26 protein-coding genes, 1 tRNA gene and 1 pseudogene are annotated in these 26,980 nt (G+C 59.1%); 10 read left to right on the top strand and 18 right to left on the bottom strand.

What is annotated here, in order from left to right; all coding sequences use genetic code 11:
* Positions 1-24: 24 nt before the first annotated feature.
* From KO536_RS17685 to KO536_RS17665, 5 genes are read right to left on the bottom strand one after another with little or no spacing between them, the layout of a single operon-like run.
* Positions 25-1,248 carry a methyltransferase gene (locus KO536_RS17685; RefSeq protein WP_219262557.1) on the bottom strand — a complete coding sequence of 408 codons (1,224 nt, stop codon included), beginning with the start codon at positions 1,246-1,248 and terminating at the stop codon, positions 25-27.
* Positions 1,229-1,918, bottom strand: coding sequence for an ABC transporter permease (locus tag KO536_RS17680; protein WP_046810328.1), 690 nt, complete (start codon positions 1,916-1,918; stop codon positions 1,229-1,231). The genes KO536_RS17685 and KO536_RS17680 overlap by 20 nt, the downstream gene beginning before the upstream one ends.
* Entirely contained in the window at positions 1,918-2,610 is a 693-nt protein-coding gene (locus KO536_RS17675; RefSeq protein WP_133079107.1) for an ABC transporter permease, read from the bottom strand. Before KO536_RS17675 ends, KO536_RS17680 begins: the two co-directional genes overlap by 1 nt.
* 57 nt (positions 2,611-2,667) lie before the next feature.
* Positions 2,668-3,423, bottom strand: coding sequence for an ABC transporter substrate-binding protein (locus KO536_RS17670; protein ID WP_019824783.1), 756 nt, complete (start codon positions 3,421-3,423; stop codon positions 2,668-2,670).
* A gap of 13 nt (positions 3,424-3,436) precedes the next feature.
* A complete protein-coding gene (locus KO536_RS17665; protein WP_133079108.1) occupies positions 3,437-4,210 on the bottom strand; it encodes an ABC transporter ATP-binding protein in 774 nt (257 codons plus the stop codon).
* A gap of 543 nt (positions 4,211-4,753) precedes the next feature.
* On the opposite strand from KO536_RS17665, the gene gabP reads away from it, so the two are divergent.
* Positions 4,754-6,145, top strand: coding sequence for a GABA permease (gene gabP / locus KO536_RS17660; RefSeq protein ID WP_133079109.1), 1,392 nt, complete (start codon positions 4,754-4,756; stop codon positions 6,143-6,145).
* Positions 6,146-6,237: 92 nt separating this feature from the next.
* Here gabP and KO536_RS17655 read toward each other — a convergent pair whose 3' ends face one another.
* From KO536_RS17655 to KO536_RS17645, 3 genes and pseudogenes are all read right to left on the bottom strand, one after another.
* Entirely contained in the window at positions 6,238-8,475 is a 2,238-nt protein-coding gene (locus KO536_RS17655; protein ID WP_219262556.1) for an ATP-binding protein, read from the bottom strand.
* The gene (locus KO536_RS17650) at positions 8,472-9,077 is read right to left on the bottom strand and encodes a biliverdin-producing heme oxygenase (RefSeq protein ID WP_219262602.1); all 606 of its coding nucleotides are present in this window, start codon (positions 9,075-9,077) and stop codon (positions 8,472-8,474) included. Before KO536_RS17650 ends, KO536_RS17655 begins: the two co-directional genes overlap by 4 nt.
* Positions 9,078-9,170: 93 nt before the next feature.
* Positions 9,171-9,425 (bottom strand): annotated as a pseudogene (locus KO536_RS17645) (DUF1016 N-terminal domain-containing protein); the annotation flags it as partial.
* A gap of 116 nt (positions 9,426-9,541) precedes the next feature.
* On the opposite strand from KO536_RS17645, the gene KO536_RS17640 reads away from it, so the two are divergent.
* On the top strand, positions 9,542-9,787 hold the full coding sequence (locus tag KO536_RS17640; protein WP_133079111.1) for a DUF1272 domain-containing protein: 246 nt from the start codon (positions 9,542-9,544) through the stop codon (positions 9,785-9,787).
* 71 nt (positions 9,788-9,858) lie between these two features.
* Here KO536_RS17640 and KO536_RS17635 read toward each other — a convergent pair whose 3' ends face one another.
* Complete coding sequence (locus KO536_RS17635) at positions 9,859-10,719, bottom strand: alpha/beta fold hydrolase (RefSeq protein WP_219262601.1); 861 nt, start codon at positions 10,717-10,719, stop codon at positions 9,859-9,861.
* 59 nt (positions 10,720-10,778) lie between these two features.
* Positions 10,779-11,249 carry a hypothetical protein gene (locus KO536_RS17630; protein WP_133079113.1) on the bottom strand — a complete coding sequence of 157 codons (471 nt, stop codon included), beginning with the start codon at positions 11,247-11,249 and terminating at the stop codon, positions 10,779-10,781.
* 176 nt (positions 11,250-11,425) lie between these two features.
* On the opposite strand from KO536_RS17630, the gene KO536_RS17625 reads away from it, so the two are divergent.
* Positions 11,426-11,752: a hypothetical protein gene (locus tag KO536_RS17625; protein ID WP_133079114.1), complete on the top strand. Its 327-nt coding sequence runs from the start codon at positions 11,426-11,428 to the stop codon at positions 11,750-11,752.
* A gap of 141 nt (positions 11,753-11,893) precedes the next feature.
* Here the strand turns inward: KO536_RS17625 and KO536_RS17620 are convergent.
* The 4 genes from KO536_RS17620 to KO536_RS17605 form a co-directional block, all read right to left on the bottom strand.
* Positions 11,894-11,969 (bottom strand) — tRNA-Phe (locus KO536_RS17620).
* 103 nt (positions 11,970-12,072) lie between these two features.
* Positions 12,073-12,345 (bottom strand): oxidative damage protection protein, encoded by a 273-nt coding sequence (locus KO536_RS17615; RefSeq protein WP_003438557.1) that lies wholly within the window; start codon positions 12,343-12,345, stop codon positions 12,073-12,075.
* A complete protein-coding gene (gene mutY / locus KO536_RS17610; protein ID WP_133079115.1) occupies positions 12,342-13,409 on the bottom strand; it encodes an A/G-specific adenine glycosylase in 1,068 nt (355 codons plus the stop codon). The genes KO536_RS17615 and mutY overlap by 4 nt, the downstream gene beginning before the upstream one ends.
* Positions 13,406-15,619 (bottom strand): AsmA family protein, encoded by a 2,214-nt coding sequence (locus KO536_RS17605; protein ID WP_219262555.1) that lies wholly within the window; start codon positions 15,617-15,619, stop codon positions 13,406-13,408. Before KO536_RS17605 ends, mutY begins: the two co-directional genes overlap by 4 nt.
* 296 nt (positions 15,620-15,915) lie before the next feature.
* On the opposite strand from KO536_RS17605, the gene KO536_RS17600 reads away from it, so the two are divergent.
* The 7 genes from KO536_RS17600 (at position 15,916) to KO536_RS17570 (ending at position 21,681) form a co-directional block, all read left to right on the top strand.
* On the top strand, positions 15,916-17,577 hold the full coding sequence (locus tag KO536_RS17600; protein WP_219262554.1) for an OFA family MFS transporter: 1,662 nt from the start codon (positions 15,916-15,918) through the stop codon (positions 17,575-17,577).
* 229 nt (positions 17,578-17,806) lie between these two features.
* On the top strand, positions 17,807-18,400 hold the full coding sequence (hisB, locus tag KO536_RS17595) for an imidazoleglycerol-phosphate dehydratase HisB (RefSeq protein WP_016783108.1): 594 nt from the start codon (positions 17,807-17,809) through the stop codon (positions 18,398-18,400).
* Positions 18,400-19,038, top strand: coding sequence for an imidazole glycerol phosphate synthase subunit HisH (gene hisH / locus KO536_RS17590; RefSeq protein WP_016783109.1), 639 nt, complete (start codon positions 18,400-18,402; stop codon positions 19,036-19,038). Before hisB ends, hisH begins: the two co-directional genes overlap by 1 nt.
* A complete protein-coding gene (locus KO536_RS17585; RefSeq protein ID WP_219262553.1) occupies positions 19,038-19,295 on the top strand; it encodes a DUF2164 domain-containing protein in 258 nt (85 codons plus the stop codon). Before hisH ends, KO536_RS17585 begins: the two co-directional genes overlap by 1 nt.
* A 39-nt stretch (positions 19,296-19,334) precedes the next feature.
* Positions 19,335-20,072 carry a 1-(5-phosphoribosyl)-5-[(5-phosphoribosylamino)methylideneamino]imidazole-4-carboxamide isomerase gene (hisA, locus tag KO536_RS17580; RefSeq protein WP_133079119.1) on the top strand — a complete coding sequence of 246 codons (738 nt, stop codon included), beginning with the start codon at positions 19,335-19,337 and terminating at the stop codon, positions 20,070-20,072.
* Positions 20,073-20,082: 10 nt separating this feature from the next.
* Complete coding sequence (hisF, locus tag KO536_RS17575; protein WP_219262552.1) at positions 20,083-20,853, top strand: imidazole glycerol phosphate synthase subunit HisF; 771 nt, start codon at positions 20,083-20,085, stop codon at positions 20,851-20,853.
* Positions 20,854-20,925: 72 nt separating this feature from the next.
* Complete coding sequence (locus KO536_RS17570) at positions 20,926-21,681, top strand: ABC transporter substrate-binding protein (RefSeq protein ID WP_219262551.1); 756 nt, start codon at positions 20,926-20,928, stop codon at positions 21,679-21,681.
* Positions 21,682-21,711: 30 nt separating this feature from the next.
* Here the strand turns inward: KO536_RS17570 and KO536_RS17565 are convergent, their stop codons facing one another.
* From KO536_RS17565 to gpmI, 4 genes are all read right to left on the bottom strand, one after another.
* Entirely contained in the window at positions 21,712-22,494 is a 783-nt protein-coding gene (locus tag KO536_RS17565) for a divergent polysaccharide deacetylase family protein (protein ID WP_219262550.1), read from the bottom strand.
* A gap of 1 nt (position 22,495) precedes the next feature.
* Positions 22,496-23,812: a S41 family peptidase gene (locus tag KO536_RS17560; protein ID WP_219262549.1), complete on the bottom strand. Its 1,317-nt coding sequence runs from the start codon at positions 23,810-23,812 to the stop codon at positions 22,496-22,498.
* A 35-nt stretch (positions 23,813-23,847) separates the two neighbouring features.
* Positions 23,848-25,134, bottom strand: a complete 1,287-nt coding sequence (locus KO536_RS17555; protein ID WP_133079124.1) for a murein hydrolase activator EnvC — start codon at positions 25,132-25,134, stop codon at positions 23,848-23,850.
* Positions 25,135-25,337: 203 nt separating this feature from the next.
* On the bottom strand, positions 25,338-26,870 hold the full coding sequence (gene gpmI / locus KO536_RS17550) for a 2,3-bisphosphoglycerate-independent phosphoglycerate mutase (protein ID WP_133079125.1): 1,533 nt from the start codon (positions 26,868-26,870) through the stop codon (positions 25,338-25,340).
* Positions 26,871-26,980: the final 110 nt, after the last annotated feature.

Here is a 26,980-nt window from a genome sequence, read left to right as displayed (position 1 = left end):
GCGAGCAAGCCCGCTCCCACAGGGTTATCCACAGCGTTGCGCAATCACCATCAAATTACGCGGCGTCAGCTGGCTGTCGCAGAACTCGCCGACCTGTACTTCATAGCCGTTTTCCTTCAGGTACAGCGCTCGATCGAGCACCAGCCACACCTCCAGCGGGCGACGGAAAAGCCCGCGCACCAACTCCAGATTGCGCACCTGTGCCAGTCGTTTCCAGCCTGCTGCTTCCAGTGCCGACCAATCTTCCCTGCCGCTTGTGGATAAGTTTTTCAGCGCTGCCAAATCTTCGCAGTACTCGGCAAACGGCTTGTTCAGCCAGGTACTCGGCAGCGAAGGTGTGGATAAATATTCATCGCACTGACGGTGCTGGCGCTGCCACAGATCAAAACCCAAACGCCGCGCCATCGACTCGTCGCGCTGGCGCCTAACACGGGCGCCAGCGGTCACGGTCTCGCTCATGGGCAGGCTCAGGTCCTCCAGTGACAGTTGCAAGTGCGAAGCCCTGGCGGCTGTGGATAACGGCTGATAATGCGGCGCGCTGATGCGGTTGTAGCAGCAAGGCGACACGGCAAGTTGTCCACAGCCCGCCGCGCACGCCAGTTGCAGCAGGCGCACATGCAAATCGCCGCAGGCATGCAGCGCCACCGGGGTCATCCCGGGGGTGAGCTGCAAGGCCGCTTCGGGCGCGAGCACATCCTGTTGAACATGGCGCACGGCCAAGTGATGGCGCTGGCTGAGTTGCTGGCCGGACTCGATCAAAGCCGGGTCATATTCCAGGCACGTCAGTTGTTGCCCGGGGCTTAGCAGTCGACGACCCAGATGGCCTTTGCCCGAGCACCAGTCCAGCCAGTGGGCGGGGATTTGCTTGAAGGTCAGGCTCCGGGCGAAGGCTTCAATCTGTTGCCACTTGCGTCCCGGCACGTCCACCTGCAAACGCTGGCTTGCGGGCGCAAGCGGCTGGGTGGGCAGGCGGTCAACCGAACTCAGGGCGAGGGAAGTCGCCGCCAGTTCAGGGAACGGCGCAGGGGCAGGCAAGTGTTGGGGGTAGTTGTGACTGGCTTCGGCGTCTTGCAACGAACGCTGGCGCAACCAGTGCGCCAGTTCGGGGTGTTGCGCTTCCCACGGCATGTTCAGATGAGTGAATGGCCGTGGGCGCCACAGGTGCTGGTGGTCGTGCAAAAACCTGTCCAGCGCCTCAAAGCGGGCGAGCAGCGGCTCGCCCTCGTGGTCAGCGGCCCTGGCAGGCATCGACGCGCAACCAGCGCTCCAGCAGCTTGAACCCCTGGATCAGTACAAACGACATCAGCAGGTAGATCGCCCCTGCGGTCAGGAACATGTCCACGGTCAGGTAGTTGCGGGCGATGATGGTGCGCGTCATGCCGGTCAGTTCCAGCAGGGTCACGGTACTCGCCAGCGAGCTGGCCTTGAGCATCAGGATCACTTCGTTGCTGTACGCCGGCAGGCCGATGCGCGTGGCGCGGGGCAGGACGATATGCACCAGGGTCTTGAAGCGCGACATGCCCAGGGCCCGTGCAGCCTCGATTTCACCCGGCGGGATGGCCTGGATCGCGCCGCGCAGGATCTCGGCGATGTAGGCGGCGGTGTGCAGGGTCATGGTGATGATCGCGCACCAGAACGGGCTGCGCAGATACGGCCACAACGCGCTTTCACGCACCAGATCGAACTGTGCCAGGCCGTAATAGACCAGAAACAGCTGGATCAGCAGTGGCGTGCCACGGAAGAAAAAGATGTACGCGTAAGGCAGCGAACGCACATACCAGAGTTTGGATGAGCGGGCGATGCCCAGGGGGATGGCCACGATCAGACCGGCGATCACCGAAATTGCGGTCAGCTCCAGGGTCAGGGTCGCGCCCTGCATCAGCTTGGGCAGCCATTTGAGGATTACTTCCCACTCCATTACGTCCTCCTCACGAAGCCGCGCGCTGCGCGTTTTTCAAGCACGTGCATGGTGCCCATGGCCAGTACGGTCAGGCCCAGGTACATCACGGCTGCCACCATGTAGAAGGTGAACGGGTGTTTGGCGAAGGTCACGGCGTTTTGCGCCTGACGCATGATTTCTTCCAGACCGATGACCGACACCAGCGCGGTGTCTTTCATCAGGATCATGAACAGGTTGCCCAGGCCGGGCAGGGCAATACGCCACATTTGTGGCAGAACCAGCTTGGTGAAGATCCGCGGTTTGGACAAACCCAGTGCCATGCCCGCTTCGCGGTGGCCTTTGGGGATGGCCAGAATGGCGCCGCGAAACACTTCAGTGGCATAGGCACCAAAGCACAGGCCCAAGGCGAGTACACCCGCCGCGAAGGCGCTGAGGGTGAGTTCGGGCATGCCGATGTATTCGCCGATGGCGCGCACCAGATTCACGCTGCCGAAGTAAATCAGCAACACCCAGAGCAGTTCGGGAACACCACGAACCAGGGTCGAATAGGCGCCGCCCAACCATCTAAGCGGTTTGTAGGGGGATGTTTTGGCCAAGGCACCGAGCAATCCGAGCACCAGGCCCAGACACAGCGCAGTAAGTGCCAGTTTGACGGTCATCAGCGCGCCAGCGGCAAGCGCCGGGCCGAATCCGTATAGATCGATAGTCATGGGGTAGGCAGGCTTTGCTAGGGACTGTCGCGCCCGCAGGCGCGACGGTCAGGCAGGTCAGTAGATGCTGAACGGGAAGTACTTGTCGTTGATCTTCTTGTACGTGCCGTCTTCAACGATTTGCTTGAGGGCCAGGTTCAGCTTGGCGCGCAGTTCGTTGTCGCCTTTACGCAGGGCAATGCCGACTTTGTCGTCTTCGTTGACCGGCTCACCCTTAAACTCGTAAGCCTGGCCAGCCGGGCTTTTGAGCCAGTCGTAGTTGGCGTACTTATCTGCCAGCAAGGCATCTACACGGCCCGAAGTCAGGTCGAGGTAGGCGTTTTCCTGGGTGTCGTACAAGGAGATGGTCGCGTCGGTGCCCAGGTTGTCATCCAGCCAGGTTGCGGCCTGAGTTGAACGCTGGGTGCCCAGGGCCTTGCCCTTGAGGGACGCGATGTCGGTTTTGAAGTCGACTTTTTTCGGTGCGATGAACTGCTGCTTGTTGGAGTAGTACGGGTCGGTGAAATCGACCGCTTGCTTGCGTTCGTCAGTGATGGACAGCGAAGACACGATGAAATCGTATTTTTTGGCGTTCAGGGCCGGGATGATGCCGTCCCAGTCGGACGTAACGATTTCGCACTCGGCTTTCATCTTGGCGCACAGAGCCATCGCGATATCGGGGTCGAAGCCCACGACTTCGCCACTGGCGTTTTTGTTATTGAACGGTGGGTAAGCACCCTCAATCCCTACTTTGTACTTATCAACAGCCAGGGCGTTGGCGCTGAAAACCAGTGTGGCGGCAGCGGCCATGAGAAGCTTTTTATAGTTCTGCATTCGTGTTGCTCCGTTAGCGGTTGCTGGACATGAATTGTTTACAGCGCGCCGAAACCGGGTTGTCGAACACCTGTTCTGGCGACCCTTGCTCTTCGATCAGGCCCTGATGCAAAAACACTACTTCGCTGGACACCTGACGGGCAAAGCCCATTTCGTGGGTGACCAACAGCATAGTGCGACCTTCTTCGGCGAGCGCGCGGATCACACTAAGTACTTCTTGAACCATTTCCGGGTCAAGTGCCGATGTTGGTTCATCGAACAGAATGACTTTGGGCTGCATGGCCAGCGTGCGGGCAATTGCCGCGCGTTGTTGCTGGCCGCCGGACAATTCGGATGGATAGGCATGGCGCTTTTCGCCAATGCCGACCTTGGCCAGCAATGCTTCGGCGACTTCGATGGCCTCGGCCTTGCTCTGGCCCAGCACCCGACGCGGAGCCTCGATAATGTTGTCGAGGATGGTCATGTGCGGCCACAGGTTAAAGTTTTGAAATACAAAACCCAGTTCACTGCGCATGCGGTTGATCTGCTTGCCGTCGGCCGCGATCAGTTCGCCATTTTTGGCTTTCTTGAGTTTGAGCTCTTCACCGGCGACCAGGATCTGGCCGTCGTGGGGGTTTTCGAGCAGGTTGATGCAGCGCAACAGGGTGGATTTGCCGGAACCGGAAGAACCCAGGATCGAGATCACGTCGCCGTCGCGTGCGGTCAGCGAGATACCTTTAAGTACCTCAAGCTCGCCGTAGCGTTTGTGCAAGTTGCGGATTTCAAGCGCGGGCGTGGCCAAAGCCATGTGCGTTCCTCATTGTGTTCGGGTGCGATCCTGCTGTTGGGCGGCCTTCCTGGCGCAGGCCAAGCTAGCATAGGGTTGCAGAGGCAACCAGCCGCCCTGAAGACACAAAAGACGTGAGGGTGGCAGTTTGTCGCATCGCTACAGCAGAGTGTCGCGCCGACAACAACCGACCCCGTATTTCGCCGTTCGGCCAGACAGGTGTCGCTTAAAAAAGGTCGCGATGTTGCCAGCTTTGGCCCGGTGTTGGAAGCGCGAACCTACTAAAGGTTAAAGATGTGCACTGCTTTTGAGCCATATGGGCAATTTTGGGTATTTTTGGTGCGCCGATAGCCCTGGAACTGAGTGTTACGGTAACAAATGGGCGAAAAGCCATTACGCTCAATGGGTTGCAGTGTGTGTTGCAAATCGTTGCAGCCCGCGGAAACCGTGCATTTGTCACATTCTGGCTCAGTTATTGCGTCAAAGATTCTAAACGCCCCGTTGGTTACTTTTTACGAAAGTCAACGCGGGTGCTCGGAATGGCTTCAATGAAAGGTAGTCCCAATGAGCAATACGCAATCCTCTAATGGTCTGGAACAAGGGCTTAAGCCACGGCATGTGACCATGCTGTCGATTGCCGGAGTCATCGGTGCCGGTTTGTTTGTCGGCTCCGGACACGCGATTGCCCAAGCAGGTCCAGCTGTGCTGCTCGCTTATGCCGCAGCAGGCACCCTGGTGGTACTGGTCATGCGCATGCTGGCCGAAATGGCCGTTGCATCCCCTGACACCGGTTCGTTCTCCACTTACGCCGACCGTGCCATCGGGCATTGGGCCGGTTTCACCATCGGCTGGCTGTACTGGTGGTTCTGGGTACTGGTTATCCCGCTGGAAGCCGTCGCCGCCGGTACCATCTTGCATGCATGGTTCCCTGACACGGCGATCTGGGTATTTACCCTGGTCATTACCCTGTTGCTGACGGTCACCAACTTGTTCAGCGTCAAGAACTACGGTGAGTTCGAGTTCTGGTTTGCCCTGGTCAAAGTGCTGGCGATCATTGGCTTCATTATCTTGGGTCTACTGGCGATTTTCGGCTTCCTGCCTACCAGTCAGGTCAGCGGTGTCGCGCATCTGTCCGATACCATCGGCTTTATGCCCAACGGCATGGGCGCCGTACTGGCTGCCATGTTGACCACCATGTTCTCGTTCATGGGGACTGAAATCGTCACCATCGCGGCGGCGGAGTCCAAGGATCCAAGCAAGCAAATCACCAAGGCCACCAACTCGGTGATCTGGCGCATTGGCTTGTTCTACCTCGTATCGATCTTCATCGTTGTGGCCCTGGTGCCGTGGAACGACCCGGCGCTGGCACAGTTGGGCTCCTACCAGACCGTACTTGATCGCATGGGTATCCCGAATGCCAAGCTGATCGTTGATATCGTGGTATTGATCGCGGTAACCAGCTGTCTGAACTCGGCGCTCTACACCTCCTCGCGGATGCTGTACTCCCTGAGCAAGCGCGGTGACGCACCGGCTGCGGCCAAGCGCACCAATGCTGCGGGCACGCCTTACTGGGCGGTGATGATGTCCACCGGCGCAGCTTTTGTAGCGGTATTCGCCAACTACGTGGCTCCGGCTGCGGTGTTCGAGTTCCTGCTGGCCAGCTCTGGCGCCATTGCGCTGTTGGTGTACCTGGTGATTGCCGTGTCGCAACTGCGCATGCGCCAAAAGCGTACGGCTCTGGGCGAGAACATCTCTTTCAAGATGTGGCTGTTCCCGGGGCTGACCTACGCGGTGATCGTCTTCATCGTGGCTATTCTGACGATCATGTTGTTCCAGGAAGCCCATCGCGTTGAAATCATGGCTACCGGTTTGCTGAGCATTCTGGTGGTGTCGGCGGGCCTGCTGGTGGCACGTCGTCGTCGCATTGAGAAGTTGGGGGCAACGGTACTCAACTGAGGCCAGGACGGTTCTTGCGGTTGAGTCACCAAAAAAACCGCCATCCTTCGGGATGGCGGTTTTTTTATGGGCGTTGAAATGGCTGAGTCCTGTCAGAGCATTCTTGACACGGTAAAGCGAAATTCGCTGCCTTCTCCCGGCGTGCTTTGCGCTACTAGCTGGCCGCCATGGGCCTTGATAATGCCCTGGGAAATGTACAGCCCCAACCCTGTGCCCAGCGCGTTGCCTTCTTTTGCTGTCCAGTATCGATCGAAGATGTGCGGCAACTGCTCGGGGGCAATACCCTTGCCCGAGTCCCGCACGCTGAAGACGATATCGTCGCCGTTGGACATGGCCACCACGCCGATTTTGCCTTGCGCCGGGGTGAACTTGATCGCATTGCCGATCAGGTTGGACAAGACCTGAAACAGACGCTCCGGGTCGGCATTGATTTTCAGGTCGGGTTCGGCGTGAAAGGTCAGCTCCACCGCTTTGTCCAGCGCCAGCGGCGCAAGCAGCGACAGTGCCTCTTCAAAAATCTGGGTTACATCCAGCGGTTGCGGGCTGATGGTGTAGCGCCCGGCCTCGATTTTCGAAGTGTCCAGCAGGTCATCAAGCAGCACGCTCATGCGGCTGCTGGCCTGTTGCATGGTGTCGATGGCCGACGTGATACGCCGCGAGGTGTGCGGGCCCTCGCTGCTGAAGGCCTTTTGCATCATGCCGCAGAGCATTGAAATGATGGTCATGGGGTTGCGCAGGTCGTGGGACACCACCGCCACCAGTTCGTCCCGTGCCCGTACAGCCTGTTGCTCTCGCAGCACCTGGCGCGACAGGTCGTTTTCCAGGGCCGAGCGGCGCAGGTCATTGGCGGCAAACAGATCGCCGTGGCTCCATTGTGCAGAGATGCCGTCCATCTCGACCTTCCAGATTTCGAAAGAGGTGCGCGGGCTCAAGCGCAGGCCATTGCTGCACGCTTCAAGGTTAAGCGGCTTGTTGGGGTCGCCGCTCCACTTGATGCTTTCTTTGACTTCACTTCGAAACCACAACACGGCGTTGTCCACAGGCTTGGGCAGGGTCATGGCCAGCAAGCCGCTGGCAATGTCCTTGTACTGCGCTGCCGGGGCATGGAGTGCGCTGAGGTTGTGGCTGGACAAGACTGGCTGGCCACTGTCCTTGAACCATTGGTACAGCCCGCGAATATCTTCTGAAGACGGGCACTGGCCATAACGGTGCAGCACCTTGTCTTCCAGAATGGCCACGCCGCTGGCACCGGTCAGTGCCATCAATGCTTCAGGCATGTGCGCCAGGCCATCAAACACGGCTTCGGTGCTTTGCACCATTGCCCTGTTCAGGCACACCAGGGCATCCATTTTGGCTTCGCGTTGGCGGCTGATCTCCAGCGTCTGCAGGGCGCTGATTTGCAGGGACAGTACCTGGCCGATGGTTTGGCAGGCCATGCGCAGTTCATGGGGCACATGCAGTGTCTGGCGGTGCCCGCAACTGATCAGGCCCCACAGGCGGTCGCCGTCCATCAACGAAATGCTCATGGATGACAGCACGCCCATGTTTTTCATGTACTGGCAGTGAATCGGTGAAACGCTGCGCAATACGGCTCCACTCAGGTCCAGCGCCTCGCCGGTGTCGGGGCGCAGTTCGGGAATCAGCGGTACTGGCTGGTAGTCGGCATTGGGAATGATGCGCAGCCAGTGGGTGCGGTAAAGCTCACGGGCTTGCTCCGGGATGTCGGAGGCCGGGAAAAACATGCCATTGAACAACTCCATCGCGGGAGAGGATGCTTCGGCAATGACCTGGCCGTGGCCTTCATCCTGGAAGCGATAGATCAGCACCCGATCGTAGCCCGTCAGCGCCTGAATCTCGCGAACGCAAATTTCATACAGCGCGGGGAGAGTCTTGGCGGATTGCAGGCGTTGCAGCATGCGGCTCAGGTTGCGCACTTTGTTCATCGTGCTGTGGATTTCTGATGCATCGGGCTTGAGCTCAAGCTCCAGCACCAGAATGCCCTGGTCGCGGTGCAGCAGGCCTTCGTATTCGCGCCCCAGCAGGCTCAAGGCCAGAGGCGGCGCATCGGTCAGCGTGTCATGGGCGCCAGCCTGCTGTGCCGCGTCAGCCGCTTCAGGGCCGGTAAGAGCAGCCAGTGGCAGCCCCAGCAGCGATTCGGCACTGTGGCCGAACATGGTCTGCACATTGCGACTGACTTGTTGAATGCGCAGGTCGGGCTGCGACAGTGTCACCAACAGGCCGTGGGGTTGAATGGCCCCGGGAAAGCGGATGGGTTCATCAGCACAATTGGCCAGCAAGCGTTCAAAGGCTTGAGGGTCCTGTGGATTCATAACAAAACCTCCTGTCGTTCGAGCCATTGCTCGAAGCAGCTAAACGTAGAGCAGGCGGCCTGTACGGCTTCGCCTCGCGCTTGAGCGTCGAGGGGTACGCTGCCCAGAAAATCCATGAATGCCTTCCATTGCCGTCCTGTTGCTTCGCCGTAAACGTAAAGAAAAGCGCAGCCGTTGTGTGCATCAAGGCCCAGGCGTTCCGACATCTGTTTGCGCAGCACATTACCGCCCAGGGTTGCGCCTTCGAGCACATACAGCACACCCAGAACGCTGGCCGGGCTGGAGAGTACGGGGAGGGTGTCGCACAGCGCGAGCGACTGGGTGTTGACCCCCAGAGCCTGCAGGTCCCGATGCAATGCGGGCGTCTTGAGCCGTGCATGCAGGTCAAAACCGGGTGTCATCAAAGGGCTGTGTTGCAGCCGATCTTCCAGCTCGTGATAGAACCCGTAGTAGGCGCTCAACAGGCGCTTATAGCGTTCGAGGTCGAGGGTGTCGCAGAAGAACGGCAGGCGTTTTTCAAGGGCGACATGAAGTGTTTGAGTGCCAGAACGCAGCTCGTTCAAAGCGGGCGATACCGCTGATAAAGTTTGGTCTTGTGGCATGCCTTGTAAGAGGGCTCCCTGTGTGCGCGAGAAGTCGACGCTCAAGATTGTAGGAGCTCATGGCATCAAAAAAGTGCAATTAATTTGCCGCTACAGGGCGCGGGAGGACCCGTTCAGCGTGGAGGTTTCGTTCATGTACCACTGGCGTGCAGGGTCGTTTTCAACCCGCAGCAGGGTGCGGAAATGGGTCCAGCTCAATTCGTGACGCAGTGCGTCACAGTTTGGAAAGGCCTGATAGAACAAGCGCATATATCGCAAATTTGAAGCATCGAAGCCTTTCCCGAATTCAGCCGTCAGGGCCTTGGCCAGCGTTGGCAGGAGTTGCTTGCCATACTCGGCCCGTGCCGCACATTGACCGGAGGGGTCAATGAGAATGTCACTGCCATTTTGTATTAGCAGTTGGTTTTTTGCGTGAAGCGTCTTAAATATAACGATGAAAACTACCGGTCCTATGTGAGGTGCTCATGCTCGAATTACGCCCCAGTTGCGAATGCTGTGATTGCGACCTGCCTCCTGATTCGGCACAAGCGCGGATTTGCTCATTTGAGTGCACCTTTTGTGCAACGTGCACGGAGCAGCATTTGGGAGGGCTTTGCCCCAATTGCGGCGGGGAGTTGATGGTGCGTCCGCGCAGGCCGGCCAACAAGCTGGCAAACAATCCGCCGTCCAGCGAGCGTGTGTTCAAGCCTGAAGGCTGTGCTGCGCGTTGATTGTCTGAAATCACCGACTGTATCGGACAGGCAGATTGTGGGCTTGCTCGCGATACAGGCAGTGCGGTCTTTCAGGGGGTGTTACTGATCACCTTTCCCGGCACATCCGTCGCCAATTCCCCTCGTTGCAACCACTGCAAGGCAATCGGCCATAAGCTGCTTTGAAAGCGGCTGTGAAAAAACGCGAAATGGCCGATGGCTGCTTCGCCGATGTCTTGCGGCTGGATGCGCAGATGCGTACGCGAGCTGGCTCTGAAGTAACCCAGCAAGCGCTCGATGGCGGCTACGGTGCCGAAGGGATCGTCACTCAGGCTGATGGCGAGGGTTTTGGCGGTAACGGAGTCAAAAGGCAGGGCTGCGAAGTTGCGCGCGCTGGGAAGGTTTTCGTAGCGTGTGCTCAAGGCGCTCCAGTCCTTGACCACGCCCGACGGGGTGTCTTCGAGCCAGCCCAGGCGCTTGCCAGGGAAATAACCGCACACGCGGGTCAGCAATGGCATGACCCCGTGCCACTTGGCAAGCATCTGCCAGCGCTGTGCCGGCGCGTAGTCGCGCCAGTGAGCAAATTGCGCGCCCACGGTCACCAGATGGCGAATAGCCTGCCCAGAAGCCATCAGGCCCGCTGCACAGCCGCCAAAGCTGTGGCCGACAACATCGATCGGCTGGCCGGGGTATTCGCGCTGTGCACGCTTGAGGAGGGCTTCAGCGTCCAGCGCGCCCCAGTCCGACCACGTGGCTTCAAAACCGCGCAACGATCCGCTGCGCGAGGCGCCAATGCCGCGATAGTCGAACAGCATCACGTCCAGGTCGTGGCTGAACAGGTAGTGGGCAAACCGCGAGTAGTACAGGCAGCGCACCGAGGTGGCGGCGTTGATGATCACCACTGCGCGTGAGGTGTCTGGTGTGGGTTGGCGCCACTCGAAACCGCCCAGCAGGTAACCGTCAGCAGCAGGCTCGGTAAACGCCCGGCAGACAGGTTCGAGCAGGGCTGCTGTCAGTGCGCGCTCCGGGCGTTGCGCTCGGTCAGCAGGCGCGAGGCTTCGACGTAGGCTTTCTGGAATGCTGGCGTTTCGATCCAGGCCACGGCGCTGTCTTCGTCATCGCCATAGACGGCAATGCGGTACTCGATCAGCAGGCCCATCAGGAAGTCAGTGGCAGGTTCTTCTTCCTCTTCCGAGATCACCAGTTCCAGTACCGGGTATTGCAGGAACACGGTGCACATCGTTTGCAGGCTGGTGGCCTCGGCGGCTTTCATGGCCTGGAACAAATCGTCGTAATCGGCGGGGTCAAAGCCGTTGTCGAGGATGTCCTGGAAGTTGAACGTGCTGAGGTCGATTTTTACGTCATCGAACGGATTGTCGATCAGTGTGCCAGCCGAAGCTTTGCCCGGCTTGCCGATGCGGTTCTGCTTGGCTTTGGTCTTGGCCCGCTGCGCGTGCTTTTGCTGTTTCTTTGGCGTTGCCATGAACGTGTGTCCTTTACGGGCTAAGGGGGTATTGAACCTCAGGTTTTGGGGATCACCAAGCGAGGATCATGGATTGAGCCAATTATCGGATGTGAAACCGGGCCAGCCGGGAACCTATCTCACCCGGTTCGCTCACATGTCAGACAACAAGCCGAACGTGTGGAATGCACCGAATCATGAAAATCACCTCGCTGACCTTCCTGTGTCTGACCGCTTTTGCCGTTCAAGCGCACGCTTCAAGCTCCGATGCGTGGGCGACCTACGACAAGGACGTACTCGCCCGTTGTACCCATGCAAGCACCCTGAAAAAGGCGACCCCCATCGGCGCTCCTGCGCAGTTTGATGATCGGGTGGGCTACACCGCGATTCTGCTGCAGGGTCAATACCCGCAGAAACACATGAAAGGCCAGCGTGGTACTGAGCTTTGCCTCTTCAACAAACAGTCCAAAGTGGCCTACGTGACCGAATGGGACTCGATCCGACCCGCCGGGAAGCCTCAGTAATGAGGCACCGGGGTCAAGGCAAAGACGCAGTCATGGGTGAACGAACCCGGGCGCGTAGCTAAATCGCGGCCAAAAAAAAACCCGCACCAGGCGGGTTTTCTTTGTTTTGAAGTGATGTAAACACCACATCAAAACTGAATGTGGTGCCCAGAGACGGAATCGAACCGCCGACACGGGGATTTTCAATCCCCTGCTCTACCGACTGAGCTATCTGGGCAACGGGGCGCATTAGAAGCCTTTTTCGATAACCCGTCAAACATTTTTTGAAAAATATTTAATTATTACCGTCGCTTACGGACCGAGCCCCGTAAAACCGGGGGTTATTCGGTCGGCGGAACGTAGCCTTCAGCTTGTGCGTATTCTTCACCGCTGAAGAATTTATCCATTTCGCCCTGCAAATATTTTCGATCTTCAGCGTTCATCATGTTCAAGCGCTTTTCGTTGATCAGCAAAGTCTGGTGTTTTTGCCAGTCAGCCCAGGCCTTGGCCGAAACATGATCAAAAATGTCCTGGCCTTTGGCGCCCGGAAACGGAGCGCGCTCAAGGGCAGGCAGTTCTTCTTTGTACTTGCGGCAGATGATGGTGCGGGTCATGAGGACTCTCCAGCGTTCAATAGGTCGGCTGCGCGTTTGAGCAGCTTCTTGACCGGGGCAGCAAGGCCCAGGCGCGGCGGGGTGGCGAGGTTATACCAGAGCCAGTCGGCCTCGGCCACGTGATGGTCGGACTCCTTGACGTGGATCAGCCAGGGTTCGATGGCCAGTTGAAAATGGCTAAAGGTATGGGTAAGGCCCGCCAGTGGGTGCTGTGCGCCCAGGGTCAGTGAGTGTTGCAGTGCCAAATGCTCGATATCTTGAAGGTCATCGAGTTCGGGCAGGCTCCACAGTCCCCCCCACAAACCGCTCGACGGGCGACGATAAAGCAGGATCGCCCCTTCGGCGTTCGCCAGCATCGGCATCAAGGTGCGCTTCAGCGGAACGGTTTTGCGCGGCTTGGGGATCGGGTAGCGCGTCTCAAGCCCCAGCAAGTGCGCTTGGCAGCCGCTTTCGAGCGGGCACAGCAAGCAACTCGGTTTGCTGCGGGTGCAGAGTGTGGCGCCCATGTCCATCATGGCCTGGGTGTAGGCGTTCACGCGATCGTGGGGGGTAAAACGCTCGGCGGTGGCCCACAGCTGTTTGGCGACCTTGGGCTCGCCGGGGTAGCCCTCTTGCGCCGTATAGCGCGCAAGCACCCGCTTGACGTTGCCGTCGAGGATCGGCGCCCGCAGGCCCATGCTCAGGCTGGCAATCGCTCCGGCGGTGGACAAGCCGATGCCGGGCAGTTCAACCAGCTTTTCAACGTCGCGGGGGAATTCGCCGCCATGTTCGGCGACAACGATTTTGGCGGTCTTTTGCAAGTTGCGCGCACGGGTGTAATAGCCAAGGCCGGTCCACAGGTGCAGCACTTCGTCTTCCGGGGCTGCAGCCAGTGCCTGGACCGTTGGCAATGAGGCCATGAAGCGGTCGAAGTAGTTCAGCACGGTGCTGACCTGGGTTTGCTGCAACATGATTTCCGAGACCCACACCCGATACGGCGTGATGCCCTGTTGCCAGGGCAGGTCATGGCGGCCGTGGTGGTCATACCAGTCCAGTACCGCCGTTGAAAATTGCTCGTTTCTCATCGGTTGAACAGCCCCTTGAGGGCGTTTTTGAGTTCAGGGCTGACTCTGTCACCGAGTTTTTCTTCAAGCTTTTCGCTGAGTTTGTTACCCGCCACTTTGGCCGCGACCTTGCCCAGGCCTTCTTTATCCAGGCGGCAAGCCTTGGCGCCCAGTTCCAGCGGGCCACGGCAGCGCAATGGCAGCTCGATGCCGACAAAGTTCTTGCCGACCTGGCAGGCCGGGTCCGGCATGGCGCGGGTGTCGCCTTCGATGATGATGCCGATGCGGTAGTCCATGCCCAGAACGCGCAGGTCAATGTCGCCATCGCCTTTTACGCTCAGGCCGGGCATGCGCACGACCATGTCCGGATTGCTGGCTACGCCGTTACGGAACACCAGGCTGCCCTTGAGCTCCTTGAACGGCGTGTCTTTGCCTAGCGGTGCGCCACTCAGGGTTTTGCGATTCAGGGTGGAGATGCCTTTGCACAATTGCTGTTCGAGGTTGGCATTGAGCAGTACGCCGTCATTGAGCACAAAGTTGGCCGTGCCGTTGAGGCTCGAAATCAGCGCGCTCTGGCTGTTGCCGCTGCCCGTGACGTTGCTGTTGAGGGTCAGCAGGCCGGTCACAGGTGGTTTTTGACCCTGGCTCTGCAGGATTTTTTCAACCGGGACATTGGTGATGCGGGTCTGCAGTTTGATCACCGGCAGTATCGGTTGTACGTCCAGGCTGCCGTTGGCTGCAAAGCTGCCTTTGTAGAGATTGCCGCTCAGGTTTTCGAGGGTCAGCACGCCAGCCTTGCTGTTGGCCTTGAGCGCGGCATTCTGGATGGGCAGTTTGCTGAGGGTCAGTTGGCCAAAACTGATGTCGGCATTGAGGTCCAGGGTCTTGAGGCGAGCCACTGGAATGATTTTGGTCGTGCTCCAACCGCTTTTGGTCGGCGCGTCCGGCAGGGGTGTATCGCCCGATGCGGCCAGTGCGTTGGCTTCGCCGCCCTGTACTTCAGTCTTGCGGGCGACACTGGCGCTATTGGCTTCGGCTGAGGGTGGCGGCATGTAGCGATCAGCGTCGAACGTGTCGCCTTTGAGCTGGATGCGAACGGCCTGTTTGGCGAAGTCCTCAATGGCGATGAGCCCGGTGAAGGTGCTGTCATCGACTTTCAGGTTGAGTTCGTCAAAGGTCACGCTGGTCGGCGTGCCTGACAGGCGGCTGACCAGTTCGACTTTGCTCAGGCTTTCGGGAGCCATCGCAGGCAGCGGGTGCCCGATGCTGTCGAGGAATCTGGCTAGGTCAAGCTGGGCGATGGACAGGCCGCCGCTGATTTGCGGGTTGTCGCTCAGGTTGTTGGCCTTGAGTTCACCCAAAGCCCGAAGTTGGTTGGCGGATAGCTTCAGGCTGCTCCATTCGGCGACGTTCGCCGCCAGATCAACCAGAATTTGCCCTTGCGCGGCGAACGTCATGGTTTTGCCTTGCAGCGGCTCACCGGAGGCTTCGCCCGTGACTTTCATGTCTTCAAACTGATAGCGCTTGAGTACGCGGTCAAAACGCAACTTGCCGTCGACTTCGGTCTTGACCCGCATCACGGGCTGGTTGGTGCCCAGGAAGGCGGTCAGTTTGACCGGGATGCTGGTGGCTTCGTGAACCGGGCCGGTGCTGAGCTGGATGCTCTCAGCGCTGAATTGTTTACCGCTTTGCTCGTCGTTGTACTCAACCCGTGCATTGTTCACGGTCAGGCTGTCGATATCGAGCTTGAGCGGCTGGCTGACGCTCTCGGGCTTGCTGGCCGGGGCGGGCTCAGTGCTGGCGGTTGCGGCGGTTTCAGGGGGCGTTGCTGGCTTGCCGATATCCTGCCAGTTGCCGTGACCGTCCTTGTTGCGGGTCAGGCGCAGGTTCAGGCCTTCGACACGCACATCGCTCATTTGCACTTCTTTGCGCAACAGCGGCAGCACACGCACGGACAAACCGAGCATTTGCAGATCGGCGAAAGGTTGGGCAGGCGCAGCCAGGGTTGCCACGGTGGCGTCGTGCAGCTCCAGACCAAGCCAGGGGAAGAGGCTCCAGCCGATGTCGCCATTGAGGGTTAGCTCAATGTGGGCTTTGTCACGGGCTATCTGGCGGATCTCGTCTTTATAGTCGTTGGGATCGAACAGATGGCTGAGGGCAAAGCCCAGGGCCACGATGATCAGCAACAATCCGAGAAGCACCAGACCCAGGATTTTGCCGAACGCTTTCATGGGCGAGTCCTTGTAAGTCTGTGTGAGAGTAAGTTTTAAATTCAGCCGCAGAGTATAACGCCACGCGCCGGCCGACTGGGGGTGGATAGTGACGTATCTGGTAGGTGACTAAAGACCACATCAGGTTGGGCCTTTTCCTGCATTCAAATGTTAATCTTCGCCTGTTTTCCAGTATTTCTGCGGCGCATTGTCGCGCCTCGAACTTGACCCGATAAAAGCGACTGTGTGCCGCAAGGCGCCAAAGTCAGGGGGTTGAGCGTGTCTGGAAAACCACTTCATTACCTGGGGGAAAATCCATGAATACCAGCATCGCTGCGGGCAGTCCTGCTCCACAGCCTGCGTTCCTGTCCAAGGAGCGCATCATCGCCAAACCCGGCTTCAACCGCTGGCTGGTGCCGCCAGCCGCATTGGCCATCCACTTGTGCATCGGCATGGCCTATGGCTTTTCGGTGTTCTGGTTGCCGCTGTCCAAAGCCCTGGGCGTGACTGCGCCTGTGGCGTGTGCACCGGACATGAGTTTTATCGCACAAGTGTTTTCGTCGCAATGCGACTGGCCGATTTCGATGCTCGGCTGGATCTACACCCTGTTTTTCATCTTCCTCGGTTGCTCGGCAGCCGTATGGGGTGGCTGGCTTGAGCATGCCGGGCCGCGCAAGGCCGGTGTGGTGTCGGCGCTGTGCTGGTGTGGTGGCTTGCTGATTTCCGCGCTGGGGATTTATACCCACCAGATCTGGCTGATGTGGCTGGGTTCGGGGGTCATTGGCGGTATCGGCCTGGGGTTGGGCTATATCTCGCCGGTGTCGACGCTGATCAAGTGGTTTCCGGACAAGCGTGGCATGGCCACGGGCATGGCGATTATGGGGTTTGGGGGCGGTGCAATGGTGGGCGCTCCCCTGGCGGCAGCGCTGATGAACCATTTTGCCGGGCCTGACGGCGTGGGCGTGTGGCAGAGCTTCGTGGCAATGGCGGCGATCTACTTCGTGTTCATGATCGGCGGTGCCTTGTCGTACCGCGTTCCGCCCACCGGCTGGAAGCCTGAGGGCTGGAAAGCTCCCGCCAAAAAGGCGTCCAACGCGATGATCACCCAGCGCCATGTGCACGTCAGCGTGGCCTGGAAAACACCGCAGTTCGCCCTGGTGTGGCTGGTGCTGTGCCTGAACGTCTCGGCCGGTATCGGTATCCTGGGCATGGCTTCGCCATTGTTGCAGGAAGTATTCGCAGGCAAGTTGTTGGGCAATGACCTGACATTCAGCCAGCTGGATGCTGGGCAGTTGGCGCAAATTGCGGCGATTGCGGCGGGCTTCACCGGTTTGTTGAGCCTGTTCAACATTGGCGGGCGATTCTTCTGGGCCTCGTTCTCGGATTACCTGGGGCGCAAAAACACCTACTTTGTGTTCTTCGCACTGGGGTTTGCGCTGTACGCGATGATCCCGAACCTCGGTCATCTGGGTAACGTTTCGCTGTTTGTGGCAGCGTTCTGCATCATCTTGTCGATGTACGGCGGCGGTTTTGCCACGGTACCGGCGTATCTGGCAGACCTGTTCGGCACGCAAATGGTCGGCGCGATCCACGGACGCCTGCTGACGGCCTGGGCGGCCGCGGGCGTGCTGGGGCCGGTGTTGGTCAACTACCTGCGCGAGTATCAGCTGAGCATCGGGGTTGAGCGTGCGGCAGCGTATGACATCACCCTGTACATCCTCGCAGGGCTGCTGGTGCTGGGCTTTATCTGCAACTTGCTGGTGCGTCCGGTGGCAGACAAATACTTCATGACCGACGCTGAACTGGCTGCTGAGCAGGCGCTGGGCCATGACAAGGGTGCGGATGCCAGCACTTCGCTTGAGTGGAAGGCGGCACCGGGTAGCCAGCCATTGGTTATCGCGGCCTGGCTGGCCGTGGGCATTCCTTTGTTGTGGGGTGTTTGGGTGACGGTGCAGAAGACGGCGGTGTTGTTTAACTGATCCAGCGGCGCCTTTGTAGTCGCTGCCGAAGGCTGCGATAAGGCCCGAAGGGCCTTCCTGCAAGCTTGCAAGCGCGAGCCCTGCGGGCCCGATCGCAGCCTCCGGCAGCGACTACAAAATCGGCAGTAGCCGTCACTCCGTCACCCCGCATCACCCTTAATGTTTTTGTTTGCCAGACCCGTGCCTATAATGGCCACCTTTTTCGCCCAATGATTTTGCGGAGCTGGTGATGGCCGAACGTAAGGCGTCAGTCGAGCGCGATACTCTGGAAACCCAGATTAAAGCCTCGATCAACTTGGATGGTACCGGTAAGGCCCGATTTGATATCGGCGTTCCTTTTCTTGAGCACATGCTCGACCAGATCGCCCGACATGGGTTGATCGACCTGGACATCGAGTGCAAAGGCGACCTGCATATCGACGATCACCATACCGTCGAGGATGTTGGCATTACCCTGGGTAAAGCCTTCAGCGAAGCAGTCGGCGATAAAAAAGGCATGACTCGCTACGGTCACGCTTATGTCCCGCTGGATGAAGCGCTGTCACGTGTGGTCATCGACTTTTCCGGTCGTCCCGGCCTGCAAATGCATGTTCCTTACACCCGCGCCACCGTCGGCGGCTTCGACGTTGACCTGTTCCAGGAGTTCTTTCAGGGCTTCGTGAACCACGCCAACGTTAGCCTGCACATCGACAACCTGCGCGGCACCAACACCCACCACCAGATCGAAACGGTGTTCAAGGCTTTTGGCCGCGCGTTGCGCATGGCCGTTGCGCTGGATGAGCGCATGGCCGGGCAAATGCCTTCTACCAAGGGCGTGCTCTGATGCAGACAGTGGCGGTTATCGATTACGGCATGGGTAACTTGCACTCGGTGGCCAAGGCGCTGGAGCATGTGGGCGCCGGTCGAGTGCTGATTACCAGCGACGCCAGCGTGATTCGCGAAGCCGACCGCGTGGTATTTCCGGGTGTGGGCGCAATTCGCGACTGCATGGCGGAAATCCGTCGCCTGGGTTTTGACTCGCTGGTGCGTGAAGTCAGCCAGGATCGTCCGTTCCTCGGCATTTGCGTGGGCATGCAAGCCTTGCTCGACAGCAGTGAAGAGAACGGCGGCGTTGACTGCATTGGCCTGTTCCCGGGTGCCGTGAAGTTCTTCGGCAAGGACCTGCACGAAGACGGCGAGCACCTCAAGGTGCCGCACATGGGCTGGAACGAGGTGCAACAAAAAGTGGATCACCCGCTGTGGCACGGCATCCCCGACCTGGCGCGTTTTTACTTTGTACACAGCTACTACATTGCGGCGGGCAATCCCCGCCAGGTAGTCGGTGGCGGGCATTACGGCGTCGATTTCGCCGCAGCGCTGGCTGAGGGCTCGCGCTTCGCGGTGCAGTTCCACCCGGAAAAAAGCCATACCCACGGCTTGCAGCTGCTGGAAAACTTCGCGGCCTGGGATGGTCGCTGGTAATGGCGCCTCGCAAAAAGCCGCCGATTCTCACGCTCACCCCCGAGCAAGAGAACGAAGCCAACAGCAAGATCAAACGCTTTATGGAAGACCGCTTCGAGCTGGACCTGGGTTCGTTCGAAGCGGCTGAAATCCTTGAGCTGTTCACCCGCGAAATCGCGCCGCATTACTACAATCGCGCGATTTTCGATGTGCAAACGCACCTCAAAGAGAGGTTCGAGAGCATCGAAAGCGACGTGTGGGCGCTCGAGAAGAACTGATTTCCGAGTCTCAGACTCCCGAATTTGAAGGTTTGCCACATGCTGATTATTCCCGCTATCGATCTTAAAGACGGTGCTTGTGTACGCCTGCGTCAGGGCCGTATGGAAGATTCCACTGTGTTCTCTGATGACCCGGTGGCCATGGCCGCCAAATGGGTAGAAGGCGGTTGCCGCCGTCTGCACCTGGTCGACCTGAACGGTGCGTTCGAAGGCCAGCCGGTCAACGGTGACGTGGTGACGGCCATTGCCCGCTTGTACCCGCAGTTGCCGATCCAGATCGGCGGCGGCATTCGCTCCCTGGAAACCATCGAGCACTACGTCAAGGCAGGCGTGAGCTACGTGATTCTGGGCACCAAGGCAGTCAAGAACCCTGAGTTCGTGGCCGAGGCGTGCCGTGCGTTCCCGGGCAAGATCATTGTCGGCATGGATGCCAAAGACGGCTTCGTGGCCACCGACGGCTGGGCTGAAGTCAGCACCGTGCAGGTCATCGACCTGGCCAAGCGTTTCGAAGCGGACGGCGTGTCGGCCATCGTTTATACCGACATCGCCAAAGACGGCATGATGCAGGGCTGTAACGTCAGCTACACCGCTGCATTGGCCGCTGCTACCAGCATCCCGGTCATCGCCTCGGGTGGTATTCACAATCTGGGTGATATCAAGGCCCTGATGGATGCCAAGGCTCCGGGCATCGTGGGCGCCATTACGGGTCGTGCAATCTATGAAGGCACGCTGGATGTGGCTGAGGCGCAAGCCTTCTGCGACAGCTACAAGGCCTGAGGAGAGACCCATGGCGCTGGCCAAACGCATCATCCCTTGCCTGGACGTGGATAACGGCCGGGTTGTAAAGGGCGTCAAGTTCGAGAACATTCGCGATGCTGGCGACCCGGTAGAAATCGCCCGTCGCTACGACGAGCAGGGTGCTGACGAGATTACCTTTCTCGACATCACCGCCAGCGTCGATGGCCGCGACACCACGCTGCATACCGTTGAGCGCATGGCCAGCCAGGTGTTCATTCCGCTGACCGTGGGCGGTGGCGTGCGCTGCATCCAGGACATTCGCAACCTGCTCAATGCCGGTGCGGACAAAGTCTCGATCAATACCGCTGCGGTGTTCAACCCGGAGTTTGTGGGCGAAGCGGCGCAGCATTTTGGTTCGCAATGCATTGTGGTCGCGATTGATGCGAAGAAAGTCTCTCAGCCGGGCGAAACCCCGCGCTGGGAAATCTTCACCCATGGCGGGCGCAAGCCTACCGGGCTCGATGCAGTCGAATGGGCCATAAAGATGGAAGGCCTGGGCGCTGGCGAGATCCTGCTGACCAGCATGGACCAGGACGGCATGAAAAACGGTTTTGACCTGGGCGTGACACGTGCCATCAGTGATGCGCTGGGTATTCCGGTGATCGCCTCGGGCGGCGTTGGCAACCTGCAGCATCTGGCCGACGGCATCCTTGAAGGTCACGCCAGTGCGGTGCTGGCGGCGAGTATTTTCCACTTTGGTGAATACACGGTGCCAGAGGCCAAGGCATACATGGCCGAGCGCGGGATCGTGGTTCGCTAAACCCAAAGGCTACTGGACAGCATGGCGTGCCCACGGCACTCTTGAGCACGCCATGGATTTAGGTCGCCAGTCATGTTTAAACGCTTTTTGCTCGTTCTCGCCGGTTCCACCCTGTGGCTGGCGAGTACCGCTTCTGCGGTTGATGCGTCGCATTCTTCGATCGTGCTGCTGACTGAAAACTTCCCACCGTACAACATGGCAAAAAACGGCAAAAACTTTGCGCAAAACGAAAATATTGAAGGCATCGCCGTCGATATTCTGCGTGAAACCTTCAAACGTGCCGGTATCCCCTACAGCATGACCCTGCGTTTCCCTTGGGAGCGTATCTACCACCTTGCCCTCGAAAACCCCGGATACGGCGTGTTTGTCGCAGCCCGCGTGCCCGAGCGTGAACAGCTCTTCAAGTGGGTCGGCCCGCTTGGCCCGGATGACTGGGTGTTGCTGGCGCGAGGGGACAGCCCGATTACCCTGACCTCGCTTGAGCAGGCTCGCCAGTACAGAGTGGGTGCTTACAAAGGTGACGCCATTGCCTTGTCCCTTGAGAAGCAGGGGTTGGCGCCGGTGATTGTGTTGCGCGATCAGGACAACGCCAAAAAGCTGCAGGCCGGGCAAATCGACCTGTGGGCCACAGGTGCTCCGGCAGGGCAATTCCTGGCGCGTCAGGTAGGCATTTCAGGGTTCAAGACGGTGTTGCGCTTCAATCAGGCCGAGCTGTTTCTGGCGTTGAACAAAGATGTGCCGGACGAGGTGGTGAGCAAGCTGCAGAAGGCGCTGGATGAGTTAAGGGCTGAAGGCGTGGTTGAGAAGATCCGCGCCAACTACCTGTAACGAAGATCCCCATCACTGTGGGAGCAAGCTTCAGCGATAAACCCCGTCCTTCCCGTGCCCGTCCATGGCCTTGTTGCTGCGTACGCCGATCATTTGCCGGATGTCGATCCAGTCAATTCCCTGGGCCTTGAGCTTGGGCAGTTCACGTTCAAGCACGGCAAGGGTTTGCGGATAAGGGTGGCCGATCATCACCGCCGAGCCTTGTTTGTGGGCCAGTTTGATGGCGGTTTCCAGTTGCGTGGTGATGGCTTGCTCGGTACGTACATCATCGAGAAAAACATCACGGGACACGCTGGCCAGCCCGATTTTCTGCGCCTCGGCTGCCGCAACGGTCTGCGCGCTGGTGCGACTGTCGACAAAGAATTTGTGGCGTTGCTGCAAGTTGCCCATCAGCCAGGCCATCGCTTGCGGCTGTGAGGTCATGCGGCTGCCCATGTGGTTGTTGATGCCACTGGTGTAGGGCACGGCCTTGAACGCGGCGTTGAGGCGTCTTTCAAGTTCGTCGACAGGCAGGTCCGGGTGCCAGGCAAAGGGCCCGGTGGCCGGGTCCATTGGCATGTGCAAAATGACGATCTTGCCGGCCTTGTAGGCCTCGCGGGCAAATTCTGCTGCATGGGGGGTGTCAGGCATCACGGCCGCAGTGACCGGGCCGGGCAAGGCCAGCACGCGGCGATCACGTGGCAGGTTTTGCCCCAGGTCATCGATGATCAGGCTCAGGTAAGCCTTGTGCGGCGCGGCTTGCTGGCTGGCCGGTGTCCCATGGGCGACGCCGGCCAGGCAGCAGAGCAGGGCGAAGGCTAGAGAAAGACGCACCTCAATTGCCGCGTGTAATGCTCAAGCCCTTGAGCAGGCTCAGAGCCTGGCTCAGCTGGAAGTCATCATCCTGCGGCATTGGCTTGGCTTTGGGGTTGGAGCCGGACGGTTTGTCGGCGCCGCCATTGCCATTGCCAAGGTGACCTTGCAGGTCGGCTTCCTTGTAGTACTCGGTGTCTTGTTCACGAGTGATCTTGGCGCGGCTGACTTCAATGTCCGGGACAATGCCCTGGGCCTGGATCGAGCGTCCGTTCGGGGTGAAGTACAGCGCCGTGGTGATTTTCAGCGCGCGGTCGTTGTTCAGTGGCAGTACGGTTTGCACCGAGCCTTTACCGAAGCTGGTGGTGCCCATGACCACGCCGCGTTTCTGATCTTGCAGGGCGCCGGCGACGATTTCCGATGCCGAAGCGCTGCCGCCGTTGATCAACACCACCAATGGAACGCCTTCGCTCAGGTCCTTGCCGGTGGCCGAGAAGCGCAGCTCCGAGTTCGCGATGCGGCCCTTGGTATAGACGATCAGGCCTTTGGTGATGAAATGATCGACCACTTCAACCGCCGATTGCAGCACGCCACCCGGGTTGTTGCGCAGGTCGAGGATGATGCCCTTGAGTCGCTTGTTGCCGTTTTCCCTGCGCAGTTTGGACAGCGCCGAGGCCACTTCTTCGCCGGTCTTGACCTGGAACTGGGTGATACGGATGTAGCCGTAACCGTCTTCCAGCAGTTGGGCCTTGACGCTCTTGACCTGGATATTGGCCCGGGTCAGGGTCACGTCAAACGGCGTGCCGCCATTGCGCACCAGGGTCAGGGTGATTTTCTGACCGATCTTGCCGCGCATTTTATCAACGGCTTCGGTCATGCTCAGGCCGCGTGTGGGCTGGCCATTGATCTTGACGATAAAGTCGCCCGCCTGAATGCCGGCCTTGCTGGCAGGGGTGTCGTCGATCGGAGAGACGATCTTGATGTTGCCGTCTTCGGTGCCGACTTCGATGCCCAGCCCGCCGAATTCGCCGCTGGTGCTTTCCTGCAGTTCGGCGAAATCTTCGGGGCCAAGGTACGCAGAGTGCGGGTCAAGGTTGCTGAGCATGCCTTTGATGGCATTCTCCAGCAGGGTTTTGTCGTCCACCGGCTCAACATATGCAGCCTTGATCCGATCCATGACCTCGGCAAATGTACGCAGCTCCTCCAGAGGCAGAGGCGCCTTGGCGCTGGCAGCGGCGCCGGCTGGCGCGATGGTTGGCTCGGCAGCAAATGCCATTGGCGAGCCGATCACCAGAGCGATCGTCAGGGCCAGCGAGTTGAGGCGGGACAAATGCGGCATGTTGAGCGAACTCCTACGTATTAAAGGTGATGGACTCATCCCTGAGTGCGACACCATTGTGCAGGGTCGCTTGGGCGGCCCTGCTGACGAATAGCGAAATACAGTGCTGGTGTGGCTTGCCCGCCGCTGTTGCCCACGGTGGAGATCACTTCGCCAGCTTTAACGATGTCTCCGGCAGACTTGAGCAGCGTCTGATTGTGGCCGTACAGGCTTAAGTAACCATTACCGTGGTCCAGAATGACCAGCTGGCCTGCGCCGCGCAGCCAGTCGGCAAACACCACGCGACCACCGTGTACCGCGTGTACCTGGCTGCCGGCATTGGCGCTGATCATCACACCGTCCCACTTGGTGCGCGAATCATCGCCACGGGTTTCACCGAAGCGTGCCAGCAATCGACCATCAACTGGCCATGGAAGTTTGCCCCGGGCCTGAGAAAAAACACCGCCGTAGGAAGCACCGGCACTGGACACCAATGCGCCCGGTGTTGACTGGACCGGTTTGCGCGGGGCGTCGGTGACCACCGATTCAGCCTCGCGCTGGCGTTTCTTCTCGGCTTCCTGCTGGGCGATCAAGGCTTTTTGTCGCGCCTGTTCGGCTTCGCGGGCCTGACGGGCGAGGGTTTCCTCGATGGTCTTGAGGACTTTAGCCAGATCGGCCTGATCCTGCTCGCGTGCCTGCAGTTTTTGATCGCGGTCCTTTACGTCGGTATTGAGCTTGGCCAGAACTTGCTGGCGCTCTGCGCGGACTTTGTCGAGTTCGGCACGCTGGGTGTCCAGGCTGCTTTTCTGAGTCAGCAACTGAGCCTGTTGCAGATTGATATCGGCTTCGACATTGGCCAGTTGGCGCAGGGTTTCGTTGAAACCCTTGAGCTGCTCCAGGCGGGCCTGGCTCAGGTAATCGTAATAGGTGAGGGTTCGGGCGAACTTCTCGGGGTTTTGCTGGTTGAGCAGCATTTTCAGGTATTCCTGACGCCCGCCCTGATAGGCGGCGCGGGCCTGAATGGCGATCAGGCGTTGCTGTTCAAGTTTTGCGCTGTGGAGTTTTTTTTTCTCGCTATCTAGGCGCAGCAGCTCGCCTTCACTCTTTTTTAGTTCTTGTTGCAGGGTTTCTACCTGCTTCTCCAGCTTGCCGATTTCGGTTTCGGTGCCGCGCAGGTCTTTCTGCACGCCGGATTTTTCTTCCTGGAGCTTGCCCAGGAGCTTTTTCAGCTCGCTGATATCCTGACGCGTGGCGTCAAGCTGCTGTTGGGTTTGCGCGCGCTCGTCGGCAAACGCCGGTTGGAGCAGGCATGCGAGGGTCAGGGCTATAAGGGCGCGAAGCATGGGGCGGGCGACACCTGGGGAACGGGACGGCCTAGTATGCCCGCCCTCGTCACCTATAAGAAATGGATGAAGGTGAAATTGTTGTAGTCGCTACCGAAGGCTGCGAAGGGGTGCGTAGCAGCCCGTTTTAACAAAGCTCACGCTATCCCTTCATAGGGCCTCAGCCTTTATCGCAGCCTGCGGCAGCGACTACAGGGTTTACATTAGTCGACCAGAATCGATTTGCCGGTCATCTCTTCAGGCTGTGGCAGGCCCAGCAGTTTGAGCATGGTTGGCGCCACGTCGGCCAGCACGCCGCCTTCGCGAACCTTGAGCGCGCGCTTGCCGACGTAGATGAACGGGACAGGCTCGCAGGTGTGTGCGGTGTGAGCCTGGCCGGTGGTGTCATCTGACATCTGCTCCACGTTGCCGTGGTCAGCCGTGATCAGGGCTTCACCGCCGACTTTGTCCAGGGCCTGGACAATCCGGCCCACGCAGGCATCCAGGCACTCAACCGCTTTGACGGCTGCGTCGAAGACACCGCTGTGGCCGACCATGTCGCCGTTGGCGTAGTTGACTACGATCACGTCATAACGCTGGTTCTCGATGGCATCGACGATGTGGTCGGTGACTTCGGGAGCGCTCATTTCAGGCTGCAGGTCGTAGGTGGCGACTTTTGGGGATGGCACCAGAATCCGCTCTTCACCCGGGAACGGCTCTTCACGCCCGCCCGAAAAGAAGAAAGTGACGTGGGCGTATTTTTCGGTTTCGGCAATGCGCAGCTGGGTTTTGCCGTTTTTGGCCAGGTAATCGCCGAGTACGTTTTCCAGGCTGCCGGGGGCAAATGCGCTTGGCGCCGGGATGCTGGCCGCGTATTGGGTCAGCATCACAAAGCCGGCCAGTTTTGGCTGGCGGGTGCGCTCGAACGCGTTGAAGTCGTCTTCAACGAATACGCGGGTCAGTTCCCGGGCGCGGTCGGCACGGAAATTCATGAAGACCACGGCGTCGCCGTCTTCAACCTTCACCGGCTCGCCGAGGGTGGTGGCTTTGACGAACTCGTCGCTTTCACCGCGGGCGTAAGCGGCGTCCAGACCTTCCTGGGCGGTAGCGGCGTTGAACTCGCCCTTGCCGTCGACGATCAGGTTGTAGGCCTGCTCTACGCGGTCCCAGCGATTGTCGCGGTCCATGGCGAAGTAACGGCCAATCAGACTGGCGATACGGCCTTTACCCAGATCCTTGAAGGCTTCGTCCAGCAGCTCGATGGACGACGAAGCGCTTTTTGGCGGTGTGTCGCGGCCATCGAGGAAGGCGTGCAGGTAGATTTTTTCGGCGCCGCGTTTAAACGCCAGCTCGGCCATCGCGATCAGGTGGTCCTGATGGCTGTGAACGCCGCCATCCGACAACAGACCCAGAATATGCACGGCCTTGCCTGCGGCCACAGCCTTGTCGACGGCGGCGCAAAGGGTCGGGTTTTCAAAAAACTCGCCGTCACGGATCGATTTGGTGACGCGGGTGAAATCCTGATACACCACGCGGCCGGCGCCCAGGTTCATGTGGCCGACCTCGGAGTTGCCCATCTGGCCGTCTGGCAGACCGACATCCATGCCTGAACCTGAGATCAGGCCGTTCGGCATGCTCGCGCAAAGACGATCCAGCACCGGTTTCTTGGCCGAATAAACGGCGTTGTATTCGTGACTTTCACTGTGACCGAAGCCATCCAGGATGATCAGGACCAAAGGTTTAGGCGTGGTAGTCATAGATCCCACTCGTGGCTGGTTTATAAGAAGGTATGAAGAGGACGCACAGTTTAAAGCGAAGTTCATGTGGCGTCACCGCCGGGCGGGGTTTGGCCGACCAAGGTGGCTGT

Origin of the sequence: Pseudomonas sp. NKUCC02_KPG (genome assembly GCF_019345465.1) — a bacterium.
Lineage (GTDB): Bacteria > Pseudomonadota > Gammaproteobacteria > Pseudomonadales > Pseudomonadaceae > Aquipseudomonas.
Note: the sequence above shows the minus strand (reverse complement) of the source record. Positions and strands in the feature narration are given on the sequence as shown.